The 16,986-nt window shown below is 63.4% G+C and carries 12 protein-coding genes; 10 read left to right on the top strand and 2 right to left on the bottom strand.

Features of this window, described 5'->3' with window-relative positions:
* Positions 1 to 214: 214 nt before the first annotated feature.
* The 7 genes from pilM to PDMSB3_RS18620 all read left to right on the top strand — a co-directional run bounded on the left by pilM (position 215) and on the right by PDMSB3_RS18620 (position 7,756).
* Positions 215 to 1,207, top strand: coding sequence for a type IV pilus biogenesis protein PilM (gene pilM / locus PDMSB3_RS18650; protein WP_007180164.1), 993 nt, complete (start codon positions 215 to 217; stop codon positions 1,205 to 1,207).
* On the top strand, positions 1,204 to 1,935 hold the full coding sequence (locus PDMSB3_RS18645) for a hypothetical protein (protein WP_007180165.1): 732 nt from the start codon (positions 1,204 to 1,206) through the stop codon (positions 1,933 to 1,935). Before pilM ends, PDMSB3_RS18645 begins: the two co-directional genes overlap by 4 nt.
* Complete coding sequence (locus PDMSB3_RS18640) at positions 1,932 to 2,864, top strand: hypothetical protein (protein ID WP_007180166.1); 933 nt, start codon at positions 1,932 to 1,934, stop codon at positions 2,862 to 2,864. Before PDMSB3_RS18645 ends, PDMSB3_RS18640 begins: the two co-directional genes overlap by 4 nt.
* On the top strand, positions 2,861 to 4,636 hold the full coding sequence (locus tag PDMSB3_RS18635; RefSeq protein WP_165187153.1) for a type IV pilus secretin PilQ: 1,776 nt from the start codon (positions 2,861 to 2,863) through the stop codon (positions 4,634 to 4,636). The genes PDMSB3_RS18640 and PDMSB3_RS18635 overlap by 4 nt, the downstream gene beginning before the upstream one ends.
* Positions 4,637 to 4,841: 205 nt before the next feature.
* Positions 4,842 to 5,393: a shikimate kinase gene (locus PDMSB3_RS18630; RefSeq protein WP_035517848.1), complete on the top strand. Its 552-nt coding sequence runs from the start codon at positions 4,842 to 4,844 to the stop codon at positions 5,391 to 5,393.
* Positions 5,393 to 6,478: a 3-dehydroquinate synthase gene (gene aroB, locus PDMSB3_RS18625; protein WP_007180169.1), complete on the top strand. Its 1,086-nt coding sequence runs from the start codon at positions 5,393 to 5,395 to the stop codon at positions 6,476 to 6,478. The genes PDMSB3_RS18630 and aroB overlap by 1 nt, the downstream gene beginning before the upstream one ends.
* Before the next feature lie 72 nt (positions 6,479 to 6,550).
* Positions 6,551 to 7,756, top strand: coding sequence for a deoxyguanosinetriphosphate triphosphohydrolase (locus tag PDMSB3_RS18620; RefSeq protein ID WP_165187151.1), 1,206 nt, complete (start codon positions 6,551 to 6,553; stop codon positions 7,754 to 7,756).
* A gap of 138 nt (positions 7,757 to 7,894) precedes the next feature.
* Here the strand turns inward: PDMSB3_RS18620 and PDMSB3_RS18615 are convergent, their stop codons facing one another.
* Positions 7,895 to 8,275 (bottom strand): DUF883 family protein, encoded by a 381-nt coding sequence (locus tag PDMSB3_RS18615; RefSeq protein WP_007180171.1) that lies wholly within the window; start codon positions 8,273 to 8,275, stop codon positions 7,895 to 7,897.
* A 349-nt stretch (positions 8,276 to 8,624) separates the two neighbouring features.
* Positions 8,625 to 9,350 (bottom strand): OmpW/AlkL family protein, encoded by a 726-nt coding sequence (locus PDMSB3_RS18610; RefSeq protein ID WP_007180172.1) that lies wholly within the window; start codon positions 9,348 to 9,350, stop codon positions 8,625 to 8,627.
* A 187-nt stretch (positions 9,351 to 9,537) separates the two neighbouring features.
* On the opposite strand from PDMSB3_RS18610, the gene PDMSB3_RS18605 reads away from it, so the two are divergent.
* The 3 genes from PDMSB3_RS18605 (at position 9,538) to PDMSB3_RS18595 (ending at position 16,838) form a co-directional block, all read left to right on the top strand.
* A complete protein-coding gene (locus PDMSB3_RS18605; protein WP_007180173.1) occupies positions 9,538 to 10,245 on the top strand; it encodes a transposase in 708 nt (235 codons plus the stop codon).
* Between the two features lie 304 nt (positions 10,246 to 10,549).
* On the top strand, positions 10,550 to 15,253 hold the full coding sequence (locus PDMSB3_RS18600; protein WP_007180174.1) for a glutamate synthase-related protein: 4,704 nt from the start codon (positions 10,550 to 10,552) through the stop codon (positions 15,251 to 15,253).
* A 115-nt stretch (positions 15,254 to 15,368) separates the two neighbouring features.
* Positions 15,369 to 16,838, top strand: a complete 1,470-nt coding sequence (locus PDMSB3_RS18595) for a glutamate synthase subunit beta (RefSeq protein ID WP_007180175.1) — start codon at positions 15,369 to 15,371, stop codon at positions 16,836 to 16,838.
* Positions 16,839 to 16,986: the final 148 nt, after the last annotated feature.

The following is a 16,986-nucleotide window of genomic DNA, read 5'->3' as shown; positions in this document are numbered from 1 at the left end:
GCTTTTCAGCTTTCGGCATGCTTACTGACACCTCTTGACAAGTCTGCGCGCCGCGCGGGAATGACTTCACTGTAGTCGCTTTGATCGCGTACTGGACGCGCGTTGCTCAACGTTAGCCGTTTGGCTGAGTGTCGCGCGGCGACGCGGCTACGCACAATTCTTCCTCATCACTCGCGTTCGAATGGTTCGTCGCGAGAGTCAGAGGGAGGGCGTCATGGCGTTGAAAAGTTCCTGGCTTCAGGCAGTGCAACCCGGTGCGCAGCGTTTCGCTGCGGGGATCGATGTCGGTCCGCAGGCCGTGCGTCTGATCGTGCTCAGTCAGCGGGCGCGTCCGCCTGCCGCGCTGCATATCGAATACGTGAGCACCGTGCCGCTTGTCGCAGGTGCAATGGCCGGCGCCGAGATCGCCGACCGGCATGCGGTGGCGCGTGCGTTGCGCGACGCGTTTGCCGGACTGCCGCACGCGTGCGCCACGCGCGCCCTGCGCTGCGCGATGGCGCTGCCCGCGTCGGCCACCATGACCGCCACGGTGCCGCTCGCGCGGCTTGCCGCGCAGAGCGGTTGCGCGCAAGACGGCGGGCATCAGCTGGCTGAACTCGAGCCGGCGGTGATGAGCGAAGTCGAGCGCATTGCCGGGCTGGAACGGCATGCGCTCGCCGTCGACTGGTATGTCGACGAAGCGCCTTCGCCGGTCCGCTCCGTAACCATTGCCGCGACCGCGCGGCAACATCTCGAAGCGCGAATCGAATGCGCAGCGATCGCCGGCATCTCGCTCACCGCCATCGACGGTGAGCCGCACGCGGCGTTACGCGCCATGCGCTACGCGGCGAGCTACGAGCTCGATCCGCACGAGCCCTATGTCGCGCTGTGGATCGGCACGGACGGCGTGCATGGCTGGCGGATCGTCGACGACGGTATTGCCGGCGAAATGCGCTACCCGGCGCCGGAACACGCCGATCTCGCCGATGCATTGCGCGACCTCGCGCATGGCCTGGAGCTCGATTGTGCGTTGTTGAGCGGCGAGGTCGATTTGCTGGACGGCGTGGGTTTCACCATGGCGGATATCGCGGACGTGTTGGGCTGCACGGTTCTGCCGTTCGAATGTGCGGCGCTCGGCGGCCTCGAACGGCCGTTGACCGATCCGCTGCTGCACGAGCCGTCCGGTGCGGTGGCATTCGGGCTTGCGTTGCGCGGGGTGCTCGAATGACGGGCGGTCTGTTGCACGCGGCGGTCTCGAACACGGGGACGCCAGTACGCGGCGCGCGTTTCGCGCGGCCGTGGCTCGGCGGTTTCAATCTACTGCCCCACCGGCAACGCAACGCGCGGCTCGCGCGTCGGCGGCGCATGCTCGAATGGTTTGCCGCGGTCTGCGCCGGTGGCATCGCCGTGCTGGCATTGGCCGGCTGGCAGGCAGTCGAGCGGGCGCGGCTCGATGCGCAGCGCGCGTCGATCGAACAATCGCTCAAGCAATTGTCTGCACCGCTCGCGGAGCACGCGGCATTGCTGCAGGCGCGAGACGAACATCGCCAGAACGCGGCGCGCGCAAAGAGCTTGTCCGAACCGCTTACGCATTTACGCGATCTGCTCGATGCGCTCAGTTTCGAACCGGGCGACGGCGTGGTGTTGCGGCAGTTGCGCCACCGTGAAGATGAGACCGAGTTGCTGGCGAGCTCGCGCGGCCATATCGCTTCGGCCGAGTGGCTCAAACGCCTCAGTGCGATTCATGGCGTGAAAGGGGCGGAGATGAGTGACCTGCATAGCTCGCCTTCACGCGGCGCCGCGGCTGCGGCTGCGGCTGCGCAGGCAAGCATGACCGGTCCGATCGAATTCGGCGCGCATCTGCGATGGAACGAGCTCGTGCAGAAAGCGGATCGCACGGCTGCGTCCGCAGCACCGCGTCCTGTGAAGTCAGAACAATCAGGAGGTACGAAATGAGTACGACGTTTGTCGAATCTGGCGGCGCGGCAAGCGAGCGACTGTCGCTTTCTTATTGGATGAAACACGTGCGTTTGCCGCTCCATGCATGGAGCCGGCGCCGGCGGTGGGTGGTGGCGTTGCTGATCGCCGTATTGGTGTTCGGTGTTGGCGCACATGGCTGGATTGTCGCCGACCTGGGTGGTGTCGAAGCGAGCCGGATGGCGCTGGAGGCCACCAGCCTGCGTCTCGCGAGCGCAAGGCGCGCCCTTGCGCAATTGCCCGCGCTGCGCCGCGAGGTCGACGGGAGGCCGGGTGCCGCTCCGATCGCACGTTCGTCTGGGCCGTGGAGCACCGCCGAAGACCTGCGTCTCGTCTCCGAACTGGCCGCGCAGAATAGTGTCGAGTTGCTGGCGGTGGAACCCGGCGCTGCTAGCGGTGCGGGCGCTGAAAACATGCGTTCGCTGCAACTCACAGCGCGCACGGACTTCGTCCACTTGATGGCGTTTCTACGCGGACTGTCGGACCTGCCAGTGCTGATCGTGCCTGTGGATGTGACCGTCAAGCGGGATGCCGCCGCCCTGTCGGTCAACGCCACGCTGCGTGTATTCAATGCGCTGCGGCCGGCTCCATCGGCAGCTTTCGCGGATGCATTCGCCGAAGACAGCCTCGATTCGGATGACGAAGAAAACGTCGTTTTCTTCGACCCGTTTTCGCAGCCGCAGATGCAGGCTGCAGATGACTCGCCCGATGTTTCGCAACTGCGCCTGGTGGGATTGCTGCGTGATCGCACGCGTGGGCTGGCGTTGCTCGATACACCTGATGGCGTCACAGCCGTGGAGCCCGGACAGCAGATTGGCGTGGAACGCGTCACGAGACTGGACGCGCTCGGCATCACGCTCGCGAAGGGCAGCGCGACGCGCCTGCTGGCGCTGACGGAGACTTCATGATGAGACTGGCGAAGCCATTTCCGTTTGGATTGTCGAGCGTCGGCACGGGTGCATCGCCTCGACTGAAAGTATGTTTCGGTCTGTGTGTCAGCGCGGTGCTAGCGGTCGGCGTTGCGCGGGCGTCGACTCCGCCGCTCCCACCGTTACCCACCGAGATGCCGCTCGACGGCGCGGTTACCCCGGCTGATACCCCGTACAGCGCGCCATCGCTGCCACGCGAAGTTTCCGCCGACGTGCCCAATCCGTTTCGTCAGGATTCTGCAGACGATCCAGACGCATCGCGTGCGAGCGCGACGGCCGCCGATGCCCACACGGACGAGCCTATCGCCGACGCCGACGCCGACGCCGACGCCAACGCCAACGCCAACGCCAACGCCAACGCCAACGCCAACGCCAACGCCAACGCCAACGCCAACGCCGCCCACGGCTCCGCGCCGCTGCGCAGACAATCTACCGCGGCGACGCGCGACAATGCCGCCGGCAGCACCGGGCTCGAAGGTCCGCCGGTGCCGCTGCCGCCGCTCGCGCGTCTGAGCGGCGAGCCGCACGGCGCCGCCGATCCCAGCCTCGCCCCCGACGACAAACCGCTCTCGCTGAATTTTCAGCGTGCCGAACTCGGCGCCGTGCTCAATGCGTTTTCCAGGTTCACGGGGCTGAACATCGTCGCGAGCGAGAGGGTGCGCGGCGCCGTCTCGCTACGGCTCGACAAGGTGCCGTGGCGCATCGCGTTCGACACGCTGCTCGACGTCAACGGCCTCGCGATGGAGCGGCACGGCAACGTGATCTGGGTCGCGCCGATTGCGGATCTGGCTGCGCGCGAGCGGCAGCGCTTCGAAGCGCACGCCCGTGCCGCCGATCTCGAGCCGCTCGCCAGCCGCACGTTCGAGCTGCACTACGCGCATGCGGAGGACGTCAGGCGGCTGCTGACCGGTTCGGGCGCCCAGCGCGTCCTGTCCAAACGCGGTGCCGCGACAGCCGATCCGCGCACCAATCTGCTATTCGTGACCGATCTGGAAGCGCGCCTTGCGCAGATTGCGGCACTGCTTACCTCGGTCGACCGGCCGACGCGCCAGGTATTGATCGAAGCGCGTATCGTCGAGGGCGAACACGGTTTTTCGCGCAATCTCGGCGTGAAGCTCTCGATGGCGGCCAGTAATGCCGACGGCACCGCCAAAGGTTTGACCGACGCCGCCTACGATCTGTCGGCTCGCCCGATCGCCGGTTTCGACGCGGCGACCGCCGGTCTGACGTTATTCGCCGCCGGCGCGACGCGCTTGCTGAACATCGAGCTGAGCGCGCTCGAAGCACAGGGGCGCGGCGAAATCGTTTCGAGCCCGCGCGTGGTGACCGCGGACCGGATGAAGGCGGTGGTCGAGCAGGGCACCGAGCTGCCGTATCAGGCGAAAGTGGGGCAGGGCGTGTCGGGCGTGCAGTTTCGCCGCGCCACCCTCAAACTGGAGGTCGAGCCGCAAATCATGCCGGACGGCCGTGTGGTGCTGGACCTCGACGTCGCCAAAGACAGCGTCGGCGAACAGACCGATGCCGGGCCCGCGATCAACACCAAACACGTGCAAACGCGCGTCGAAGTCGAGGATGGTGGTACGGTGTCGATCGGCGGCATTTACGCGACCGACGACCGGGACGATGTGACGCAGGTGCCGCTCCTGGGCAAAATACCGGTTTTAGGTGCGCTTTTTCGCCATCGGGCTCATCGCGACCGGCGCAGCGAACTGGCCGTGTTCATCACGCCGCGCGTCGTTCAGACAAATTAGGGCGCGCTCCTGCCGCTGCCGGGAAAACGCCGGACGGCCCTAAGTTTTTCGCTTTACAGCGCGTCCACTTGGGGATTCCCATTTGGGCGCCAGGCGCGAAGCGACAGGGCTGGTGGCGCTCCCAGGCGGCGCGCAGGCTCGACAAGGCAGCCGCTTTGCCAGTAAGCTGCGGCACGAACCATACCGGATTAGCCAGAGGACACCGTTGCAAGCGCGGGACGCACACGCCAATGTATTTTTTGTAGGGCTCATGGGGGCAGGAAAGACCACCGTGGGCCGGGCCATTGCGCGCCGTCTCGATCGTCCCTTCTTCGATTCCGACCACGAAATCGAGGCACGGACGGGCGCGCGCATCCCTGTGATCTTCGAGCTGGAGGGCGAAGCGGGCTTTCGCGAGCGCGAGGCGAACGTGATTTCCGACCTCACCGCGCGCGAGAATATCGTGCTCGCGACCGGCGGCGGCGCGGTGCTGCGGCCGGAAAACCGCGAGGCGCTGCGAAATCGCGGAGTCGTGATCTATCTGCGCGCCAATCCGCACGACCTGTGGCTGCGCACCCGCCGCGACAAGAATCGCCCGCTTTTGCAGACCGAAGACCCCAAAGCGCGTCTCGAAGCTCTCTACGAAGTGCGCGACCCGTTATATCGGGAATGCGCCCATTTCGTGATCGAAACCGGCCGGCCTTCGGTTAACGGACTCGTCAACATGGTTCTGATGCAGCTCGAGATGGCCGGCGTCGCCAAACTTCCTGCGTCATAATGGACCGTATGATTACCGTCAACGTCGAACTGGGCGAGCGCGCCTACCCCATCCATATCGGTGCCGATCTGATCGGCCAGACCGCGTTGTTCGCGCCGCACATCGCCGGCAATTCGATCACCGTCGTTACCAATACCACTGTCGACCCGCTGTACGGCGACAAGCTGCGCGCCGCGCTGGCGCCGCTCGGCAAGCAGGTCTCCACGGTCGTGTTGCCGGACGGCGAGGCGTACAAGAACCTCGAAACCCTGAACCTGATTTTCGACGCGCTGCTCGGCGCCCGGGCCGATCGCAAGACCACGCTGATTGCGTTGGGCGGCGGCGTGATCGGCGACATGACGGGTTTTGCGGCGGCCTGCTACATGCGCGGCGTGCCCTTCATCCAGGTGCCGACCACGTTGCTGTCGCAGGTGGATTCGTCGGTGGGCGGCAAGACGGGCATCAATCACCCGCTCGGTAAGAACATGATCGGTGCGTTCTACCAGCCGCAGGCCGTGATTGCCGATATCGGCGCGCTGCGTACGCTGCCGGCGCGTGAACTGGCGGCGGGCGTCGCTGAAGTCATCAAGACCGGCGCGATCGCCGACGCAGGTTTCTTCAGCTGGATCGAAGCCAATATCGAAGCATTGAATCGCTGCGAACCGGCGGCGCTGGCCGAGGCCGTCAGGCGGTCGTGCGAGATCAAGGCGTCGGTGGTCGCGCAGGACGAGCGCGAAGGCGGACTTCGCGCCATCCTCAATTTCGGCCACACCTTCGGCCATGCGATCGAAGCCGGTCTCGGCTACGGCGAGTGGCTGCATGGCGAGGCGGTCGGCTGCGGAATGGTGATGGCTGCGGATCTGTCCGTGCGCATGGGCTATCTCGACGAAGCCGCGCGCAAGCGCCTGGTCGACGTGATCGTCGCCGCGCATTTGCCCACCCGGGCGCCCGCGCTCGGCGACTCGCGCTATGTCGAACTCATGCGGGTCGACAAGAAGGCGGAAGCCGGCGCGATCAAATTCATTCTGCTGAAGCGTTTCGGTGAGACGCTGATCACCCAGGCGCCCGATGCCGAGGTGCACGCCACGCTGGCCGCCGCCGTCTGAATCTCGCGGGGCATCCAGCAACGCATCACGCACCCAGCGTCACGAGGCGCCGCCCATGTTTCGGAGAACCCGGTGACTGACAGGCGCAGCGACGTTGTAAAGCATGACCCGTCGGCAGGCACGGCCAAGGCCGGCGTGCCGACGCAGGAGGCACTCGAAGCTCACCTCGCGCCGTACGCCGCGCATTCCGCGCAATCGCGCGGCCGCCGCTATCCGGAAGCCGCTCCCAGCGCGCGCACCGAATTCCAGCGGGACCGCGACCGTATCGTTCATTCGACGGCATTCCGCCGGCTCGAATATAAAACACAGGTGTTCGTGAATCACGAAGGCGACCTGTTTCGCACGCGTTTGACTCACAGCCTGGAAGTTGCGCAGATCGCGCGTTCGGTCGCGCGCAATCTGCGTGTGAACGAGGATCTCGTCGAGGCTATTTCGCTCGCCCACGATCTGGGCCACACACCTTTCGGCCACGCGGGTCAGGAGGCACTCAACGAATGCATGCGCGAGCATGGCGGCTTCGAGCACAATCTGCAGAGCCTGGCGGTAGTCGACGATCTGGAAGAGCACTACGGTGCGTTCAACGGCCTGAACCTCTGCTTTGAAACGCGCGAGGGGATTCTCAAGCATTGCTCGCGCGAGAACGCGCGGCGGCTCGGCGCATTGGGCGAGCGCTTTCTGGAAGGTCGGCAGCCGTCCATCGAGGCGCAGATCGCGAACGTTGCCGACGAGATCGCGTACAACAACCACGATGTCGACGACGGCTTGCGCTCGGGCCTGCTCACGGTGGAGCAGCTCGCCGAAGTGGAGTTATGGCAGGTGCACTATGAAGCGGCGCGCAGCGACTTTCCCCAAATCGAAGGGCGCAGGCTCATTCACGAAACGGTGCGCCGCATCATCAATACGCTGATCGTCGATCTGATCGATACGACCCAGTCGAATCTCGACCGGCATGCGCCCGCCTCGCCGGACGCCGTGCGCGCAGCACCCGCGCTTGTTGCGCACAGCGAAGTAATTGCCGCGCAGGCGGCCACGCTCAAGCGTTTTCTATTCAAGAACCTGTATCGCCATTACCGCGTGATGCGCATGGCCAACAAGGCACGTCGTGTCGTCGCCGGACTGTTCGACGCGTTCACAGACGATCCGCGGCTGTTGCCGCCGAGCTATCAGTCAACCGACGCATTGCAGCAACCGCGCCTCATTGCCCACTACATCGCGGGTATGACGGATCGGTATGCGGTTAAGGAATACCAGCGGTTGTTCGTGATCGACGACAACTGAGCGAGACGGCATGCGGTTGCGCCCGCCTTGGCGGGCACGACCCGCACGACCTCGAATCAGCATGCGTCTGGGGCGCAGGCCGAATCGTGGCGAGCCGCCCCTTGCTAAAGACGGCTCCGCTTCCCGCCCGCTCGGGCGTTAGCGCAGCCGCGAGGCGAACAGCGCGCCCGCGATCAATGCCACGCCGCCGACGATCGCAATCGTCTGCCACGGATTTTCGTGAACGTAGTCGTCGGCATCGGAGATGGCTACTTCGGCGCGTTCGCGCACGGCTTCGCGCGTGTCGTTCAAACGGGCGCGCGCCACTTCGAGTTGCTTGCGAAGTTTGCTGCGCAGCGCCACCGCGTCAGCCTGGGTGCCGTCCGCCAATGTCGATTCAAGTTCCGACATTAGTGTACGCAGTTCACCCGCGATATCTTCGGCCGCATGGCGGCTGTGGCGAGCGATACGCCGCGCACGGCGGCTGGTGCTGGTCCAGGATTCGCCGAGGGCGTCTCGCGTATTCGGAAGTGCAGTCATGGTCGCTCCGTCGATGAAGTAAAAGGATCCCGCGCGTTGTCACGAAGATGTAGATTAACCTCGCAAGGCGGGAAACACCCTGCGAACGCAACTTTGGTGCCAAACTCCGCGGGCCCCGCGCGCTGTGGCGCAACTACACATTCGTCAGCAGATATTGCACTAGCTGATGCAATTGCGGGTCAAATTTACAAATGTCCATACCTCACTGGCACGTTTCCTCCAAATGCGCCAAGCGGAGCCATGCCAGGCGTGCATAAAAGTGAAAACGCCGCCATTGGATATATGACGGCGTTGTCCAAGCCACGAAAATTCGACTACCCTAACTCAACGGCCCCTAATTTCCCGAAGGTTAGAAACGGTAACCGATGTTGACGTAGGTAACGATCGGGTTCAGCTTGATCTTCGTTTGCGATTGCACGTTCAGCGTACCGACCGGCGTGTTCGCGGCGGTGCTCAGCTTGGCGGTCGTGCTGAGCGGCAGGTACGAGACCGAAAAGCCCGCGAACCAGTGCTGGTTGAACGCGTAAGTGAAGCCGGCATTAAACACCGGCTCCCACGAACTATCCGTAGTGACGCTGGTCGGACCATGCAGAACGTTTGCCTCGAATGCGCTGTTGGTGATCTTTTCGTCGGTGAACCAGATACGGCTCACGCCCACGCCGAGATACGGACGGAAAGCAGCGGTCGGGGCATTGAAGTAGTACTTGAACAACAGAGTCGGGCTCCACTGTTTCGCCTGGCCCAGCTTGCCGAATTGTGCGAGGCTGCCCGAGCCCTCAAGGTCGAATGACGGCGGGTAACCGACCACGAGTTCGGCCGCGATGTGGTCAGTAACGAAGTAGCCGGCGGTGATGCCAATGGTGTCGGCTGAACTGAGTGATGCACCTGTGTTGGCTTCTGTGATATTGGTCGGGCTGCCGCCAATGCTTGTCACCTTCAACGGTTCACTGTTCGATTGAGGTGCTAGATGGAACCAGCCTGTCGTGACGTAAAAGCTTCCGGCCGATTGCGCGTGAGCTGCCGTTGTCATGCAGGCTAGCACCGCGGTCCCCGTTACGGCCTGTTTTAATTTCATATGTGCTCCTCCAAAAAAGGCCCGCTCATTATGACTAGAACGTTTGAAACAAACCATACGCGGCGGTTAGAGCTTTCTCCCTAAGCTCCGCGCGGTTTCTGGCTCTGCCGCGCCGCGCCGAACCTTGCGCGGATGCGGTTCCTCGGACCTTCGGGTATGTACCAACGCGACTATTGGATACTCCAGCATGGCACGGCTTGCACGTCTCTATGTCCCTGACCAGCCGCAGCACGTCATTCTCCGCGGCCTTGATCAGCAACCCGCATTCGTCGACGATCAGGACTACGAGCTCTTCATCGATTGTTTGAAAGCGGCTTCACGCGACCATCACTTATCCATCCATGCGTATGCGTTGATGCCAGGCGCAGTGCAACTGCTCGTCACGCCGACCGAGGAGTCGAGTCTGCCGAAGGCGATGCAGGCGGTGGGGCGCCGCTATGTGGCGCACTTCAACCGGCGCTACGCGCGGCGCGGCACCTTGTGGGAAGGCCGCTACCGCGCCACGGTGATCGAAGGCGAGCGCTACTTCCTGCTGGCGAGCCGGGTGGTTGAGATGTGTCCGGTGCGCGCGGGCCTCGTGAGCGCGCCGGAAGATTACCGCTGGTCGAGCTACCGCCATCACATCGGCCTGACGCTCGACAGCCTGATCACCGACCACCCCCTGTACTGGTCGCTCGGCAATACGCCGTTCGAACGGCAGCGCGCGTACCGCGAACTGTGCGAACAGCCGCTCGACGAACGCGAAGCCAGCCAGCTTCAGCAGGCCACGCTCAAGGGCTGGGTTCTGGGCAGCGACACGTACCGAGAATGGGCGGCGCGGGCCGCCAACCGGCGGGTATCGCCGCTGCCGCGCGGGCGGCCGCGCAAGGTACGCGAAACGCCACAGCAGCAATAAAGCGTTTCGCGTCAAGGGGCTGCATCGGAACGGCATCTTTGCATGCCGTTTTCTTTTGCACGGTTTTGATATGGAACCAATAAAAATTGGCTGCGATGCACCAACATGATAATTGGGGTTCAATCACCATGTTTTATTTGCTATTCCATTGATTCGTCGCGTATATTCCGAATTCCGGCGCTTTTTGACACGCTAGCATCGAGCGTTGAGCGCGCCGTCGTGTTGCGAACGCGGTTGTGAATCGCACTGCGGCAATAGAAAAATGGTTTAACGGCCTGTCCGGCCCCTCACAGACGGTGTCCCCATGAACGACCACCAGCAACCGATCCACCCGGTTCCCGCCGCGCAAGGTCTGTACGACCCGCAAAACGAGCACGACGCCTGCGGCGTCGGCTTTGTCGCTCACATCAAGGGCAAGAAAAGCCACGAGATCATCGAGCAGGGTCTGAAGATCCTCGAAAACCTCGACCATCGGGGCGCCGTCGGCGCCGATCCGCTGATGGGCGACGGCGCGGGTATCCTGATCCAGATTCCGGACGGCTTCTACCGTGAGGAAATGGCGAAGCAGGGCGTAGTACTGCCGCCGCACGGTGAATACGGCGTCGGCATGGTCTTCCTGCCTAAGGAACATGCGTCGCGTCTCGCCTGTGAACAGGAGTTGGAACGCACAGTGAAGGCGGAAGGCCAGGTCGTGCTCGGCTGGCGCGACGTGCCGGTCGACCACACCATGCCGATTTCGCCCACCGTCAAGGCGAGCGAGCCGCTGATTCGCCAGATTTTCATCGGCCGCGGCAAGGACATCATGGTGACTGACGCGCTTGAGCGGAAGCTGTACGTGATCCGCAAGACCGCGAGTCACCGCATCCAGGCGCTCAAGCTCAAGCACGGCAAGGAATACTTCGTGCCGTCGTGCTCGGCGCGCACGGTCGTCTATAAGGGGCTGCTGCTGGCCGGCCAGGTTGGCGTGTATTACCGCGACCTGCAGGACGAGCGCACGGTCTCGGCGCTGGCGCTCGTTCACCAGCGCTTCTCAACCAACACGTTCCCGGCATGGGAGCTGGCTCACCCGTACCGCATGATTGCCCACAACGGCGAAATCAACACGGTCAAGGGCAACGTCAACTGGCTGAACGCCCGTACTGGCGCGATCGCGTCGCACGTGCTCGGCGACGATCTGCCGAAGCTCTGGCCGCTCATCTATCCGGGCCAATCGGACACCGCTTCGTTCGACAACTGTCTCGAGCTGCTAGTGATGGCCGGCTACCCGCTCGTCCACGCCATGATGATGATGATCCCGGAAGCCTGGGAACAGCACACGCTGATGGACGACAACCGCCGCGCGTTCTACGAATACCACGCCGCGATGATGGAGCCGTGGGACGGCCCCGCTGCAATCGCTTTCACCGACGGCCGCCAGATCGGCGCGACGCTCGACCGTAACGGCCTGCGTCCGGCGCGCTACATCGTCACGGATGATGATCTTGTCATCATGGCGTCGGAAGCCGGCACGCTGCCTATCCCCGAGTCGAAGATCGTCAAGAAGTGGCGTCTGCAGCCGGGCAAGATGTTCCTGATCGACATGGAGCACGGCCGCATCATCGACGACAAGGAACTGAAGGACAACCTCGCGAACGCCAAGCCGTACAAGAGCTGGATCGACGCAGTGCGCATCAAGCTCGACGAAATCGAGGCGAAGGCCGAAGACGTCGCGACGGAACGCCGCGAAGCCGCTGCCTTGCTGGATCGCCAGCAGGCGTTCGGCTACACGCAGGAAGACCTCAAGTTCCTGATGGCGCCGATGGCGCAAGCCGGCGAAGAAGCTGTCGGCTCGATGGGCAACGACTCGCCGCTGGCGGTCATGTCCAACAAGAACAAGACGCTGTACCACTACTTCAAGCAACTGTTCGCGCAGGTCACGAACCCGCCGATCGACCCGATCCGTGAAAACATGGTGATGTCGCTGGTGTCGTTCGTCGGTCCGAAGCCGAACCTGCTCGACACGAACAACATCAACCCGCCGATGCGTCTCGAAGTGTCGCAGCCGGTGCTCGACTTCAAGGACATCGCAAAGATCCGCGCGATCGATCAGTACACGGGCGGCAAGTTCAGCTCGTATGAACTGAACATCTGCTATCCGGTGGCGTGGGGCAAGGAAGGTATCGAAGCGCGCCTTGCCTCGCTGTGCGCGGAAGCCGTGGATGCGGTGAAGTCCGGCTACAACATGCTGATCGTGTCGGACCGCAAGACCGACCGCGACAACGTCGCGATTCCGGCGCTGCTGGCTACAGCCGCGATCCACACGCACCTCGTGCAGCAAGGTCTGCGCACGAGCACGGGTCTGGTTGTCGAAACCGGCTCGGCGCGTGAAACGCACCACTTCGCGCTGCTCGCGGGCTACGGCGCGGAAGCCGTGCACCCATACCTCGCCATGGAAACGCTCGGCCAGCTTGCAGCCGGGCTGAAGGGCGACCTGTCGCCCGAGAAGGCGGTCTACAACTTCACCAAGGCAGTCGGCAAGGGCCTGATGAAGGTCATGTCGAAGATGGGCATTTCGACCTACATGTCGTACACCGGCGCGCAGATTTTCGAAGCAGTCGGTCTGGCTGAAGACCTGGTGGTGAAGTATTTCAAGGGCACGTCGTCGAAGGTGGGCGGCATCGGCCTGTTCGACGTGGCGGAAGAAGCGATCCGTCTACATCGCGACGCGTTCGGCGACAACCCGGTTCTCGCGAACATGCTCGACGCCGGCGGCGAATACGCGTACCGCGTGCGCGGCGAAGAACACATGTGGACGCCGGATGCGATCGCCAAGCTGCAGCACTCGGCGCGCAGCAACTCGTATCAGACGTACAAGGAATACGCGCATCTGATCAACGATCAGACCAAGCGTCACATGACGTTCCGCGGCCTGTTCGAATTCAAGTTCGATCCGACCAAGGCCATCCCGCTCGACGAGGTCGAACCGGCGAAGGAAATCGTCAAGCGTTTCGCCACCGGCGCGATGTCGCTCGGCTCGATCAGCACGGAAGCGCACGCTACGCTGGCGATTGCCATGAACCGGATCGGCGGCAAGTCGAACACGGGCGAAGGCGGCGAGGACGTGAACCGGTACCGCAACGAATTGCGCGGCATTCCGATCAGGAACGGCGACACGATGAAGTCCGTGATCGGCGACGAAGTGATCGTCGACATTCCGCTGAAGGATGGCGATTCGCTGCGCTCGAAGATCAAGCAGGTGGCGTCGGGCCGTTTCGGCGTGACGGCGGAATACCTCGCCTCCGCGGATCAGATCCAGATCAAGATGGCGCAGGGCGCGAAGCCGGGCGAAGGCGGTCAGTTGCCGGGCCACAAGGTGTCGGAATACATCGGCAAGCTGCGTTACTCGGTGCCGGGCGTCGGCCTGATTTCGCCGCCGCCGCACCATGACATCTACTCGATCGAAGATCTGGCGCAGCTGATTCACGACCTGAAAAACGCCAACTCGGCGGCCAGCGTCTCGGTGAAACTGGTGTCCGAATCGGGCGTCGGTACGGTTGCCGCGGGTGTCGCCAAGGCCAAGGCCGATCACGTCGTGATCGCCGGCCATGATGGCGGCACGGGCGCGTCGCCGCTGTCGTCGGTGAAGCATGCCGGTACGCCGTGGGAACTGGGTCTGGCCGAAACGCAGCAAACGCTGGTGCTGAACCAGTTGCGCGGCCGTATCCGCGTGCAGGCCGACGGTCAGATGAAGACCGGCCGCGACGTCGTGATCGGTGCGCTGCTCGGCGCGGACGAGTTCGGTTTCGCGACGGCGCCGCTCGTCGTCGAAGGCTGCATCATGATGCGCAAGTGCCACCTGAACACCTGCCCGGTCGGCGTCGCGACGCAAGATCCTGTGCTGCGTGCGAAGTTCCAGGGCCAGCCGGAACACGTGGTGAACTTCTTCTTCTTCGTTGCGGAAGAAGCGCGCGAAATCATGGCGCAACTGGGCATCCGCAAGTTCGACGACCTGATCGGCCACGCCGAACTGCTCGACACGAAGAAGGGCATCGAGCACTGGAAGGCGAAGGGTCTCGACTTCTCGCGCGTGTTCTATTTGCCGCAAGTGTCGGCTGAAGTGGCGCGCAAGCACGTCGACGTGCAGGACCACGGTCTCGACAAGGCACTCGACCACACGCTGATCGAAAAGGCGAAGGCCGCGATCGAGAAGGGCGAGCACGTCTCGTTCATCCAGCCGGTGCGTAACGTGAACCGTACGGTCGGCGCCATGCTGTCCGGCACGATCGCGAAGAAGTACGGCCACGACGGCCTGCCCGACGACACGATTCACATCCAGTTGAAGGGCACCGCGGGTCAGAGCTTCGGCGCGTTCCTCGCGAAGGGCATCACGCTGGATCTGGTCGGCGACGGTAACGACTACGTCGGCAAGGGCCTGTCGGGCGGCCGCATCATCATCCGTCCGACCAACGATTTCCGCGGCAAGTCGGAAGAGAACATCATCTGCGGCAATACGGTGATGTACGGCGCGATCGAAGGCGAAGCGTTCTTCCGCGGCGTCGCGGGCGAGCGTTTTTGCGTGCGTAACTCGGGCGCGACGGCGGTTGTCGAAGGCACGGGCGACCACGGCTGCGAATACATGACGGGCGGCACGGTGGTCGTGCTCGGCGAAACGGGCCGTAACTTCGCGGCCGGCATGTCGGGCGGGATCGCTTACGTGTTCGATCCGGACAACACGTTCGCAGGCAAGTGCAACAAGTCGATGGTCGCGCTCGATCCGGTCTTGCAACAGGCGGAACAGGAACGCACGGTCGACAAGGGCCTGTGGCACGCCGGCACGACCGACGAAGCGCTGCTCAAGGGACTCATCGAGCGTCACTTCCAGTTCACGGGCTCGCCGCGTGCAAAAGCGCTGCTCGAAAACTGGGACGCGTCGCGCCGTCAGTTCGTGAAGGTGTTCCCGACCGAGTACAAGCGCGCGCTGGGCGAAATGGCCGCGAAGAAGGCGAACAAGGAAGTGCTCGCCGCTTGACCGGCCGTAAGCCAAAGACGTCACAACCAAGCCGTACCCGCCGTGTGGCGCCGTTGATCGGTCGCACGCGGTGGGTGTAGACCACCCCACCTGATTAGATAGAGAAGAGAACCACATGGGCAAGGCAACCGGTTTTCTCGAGTTCGAACGCCGCCACGAGGCGTACGAAGCTCCGCTCACGCGTGTGAAGCACTACAAGGAATTCGTCGCCGCACTGAGCGACGACGAAGCGAAGATTCAAGGCGCACGTTGCATGGACTGCGGCATTCCGTTCTGCAACAACGGCTGCCCGGTGAACAACATCATCCCGGACTTCAACGACCTGGTGTTTCATCAGGACTGGAAGAACGCGATCGAAGTGCTGCACTCCACGAACAACTTCCCCGAGTTCACCGGCCGCATCTGCCCGGCACCGTGCGAAGCGGCGTGCACGCTCGGCATCAACAACGACCCGGTCGGTATCAAGTCGATCGAACACGCGATCATCGACAAGGCATGGACCGAAGGCTGGGTCGCGCCGCTGCCGCCGAAGCACAAGACCGGCAAGAAGGTTGCCGTGGTCGGATCCGGCCCCGCCGGTCTGGCCGTCGCGCAGCAACTCGCGCGCGCGGGGCACGATGTCACCGTGTTCGAAAAGAACGACCGCATTGGCGGTTTGCTGCGCTACGGCATTCCCGACTTCAAGCTGGAGAAGTGGCTGATCGATCGCCGCATGCGCCAGATGGAAGCCGAAGGCGTGACGTTCCGCGCCAACGTGTTCATCGGCAAAGCGGATTCGCTGCCGGCGCATATCGGCAACACGGCGAAGGAAACCATCACGCCGGATCAGTTGAAGGAAGAGTTCGACGCGGTGGTGATCGCGGGCGGTTCGGAAACGCCGCGCGATCTGCCGGTGCCGGGTCGTGAGCTGGAAGGCATCCACTACGCGATGGAATTCCTGCCGCAACAGAACAAGGTCAATGCCGGCGACAAGGTCGCGAACCAGTTGCTCGCGAAGGGCAAGCACGTGGTCGTGATCGGCGGCGGCGATACGGGTTCGGACTGCGTGGGCACGTCGAATCGTCATGGCGCGAAGAGCGTCACGCAATTCGAACTGCTGCCGCAACCGCCGGAAGAAGAGAACAAGCCGCTCGTGTGGCCGTACTGGCCGATCAAGCTGCGCACGTCGTCGTCGCACGACGAAGGCTGCTCGCGTGATTGGGCGGTCGCGACCAAGCGCCTCGAAGGCAAGAACGGCAAGGTCGAGAAGCTGATCGCGGCGCGCGTCGAATGGAAGGACGGCAAGATGCAGGAAGTGCCGGACTCTGAATTCGAAATGAAGGCCGATCTGGTGCTGCTCGCCATGGGCTTTACGCAGCCGGTGTCGCCGGTGCTCGACGCGTTCGGCGTCGACAAGGATGCTCGCGGCAACGTGCGTGCGTCGACTGAAGGCGACAAAGCGTATTACACGTCGGTGGACAAGGTGTTCACCGCGGGCGATATGCGCCGCGGCCAGTCGCTGGTGGTGTGGGCGATTCGCGAAGGCCGCCAGTGCGCGCGTTCCGTCGACGCGTTCCTGATGGGTCATTCGGAACTGCCGCGCTAAACGTCTCCGGCCGGCTTTCACGCTCCGGCGCGAAAGCCGGCTTCTGCTTGCAGGAAGAGGTGGAGGCGACAAATGTGCCACGTGAGCGGCACATCGAGCGGTGAAAAAACAAAGCCGGGCACCTGCGAGGGTGACCCGGCTTTTTAAC

The organism is Paraburkholderia dioscoreae, assembly GCF_902459535.1.
Classification (GTDB): Bacteria; Pseudomonadota; Gammaproteobacteria; order Burkholderiales; family Burkholderiaceae; genus Paraburkholderia; species Paraburkholderia dioscoreae.
This window is presented reverse-complemented; position numbering and strand designations above follow the sequence as displayed.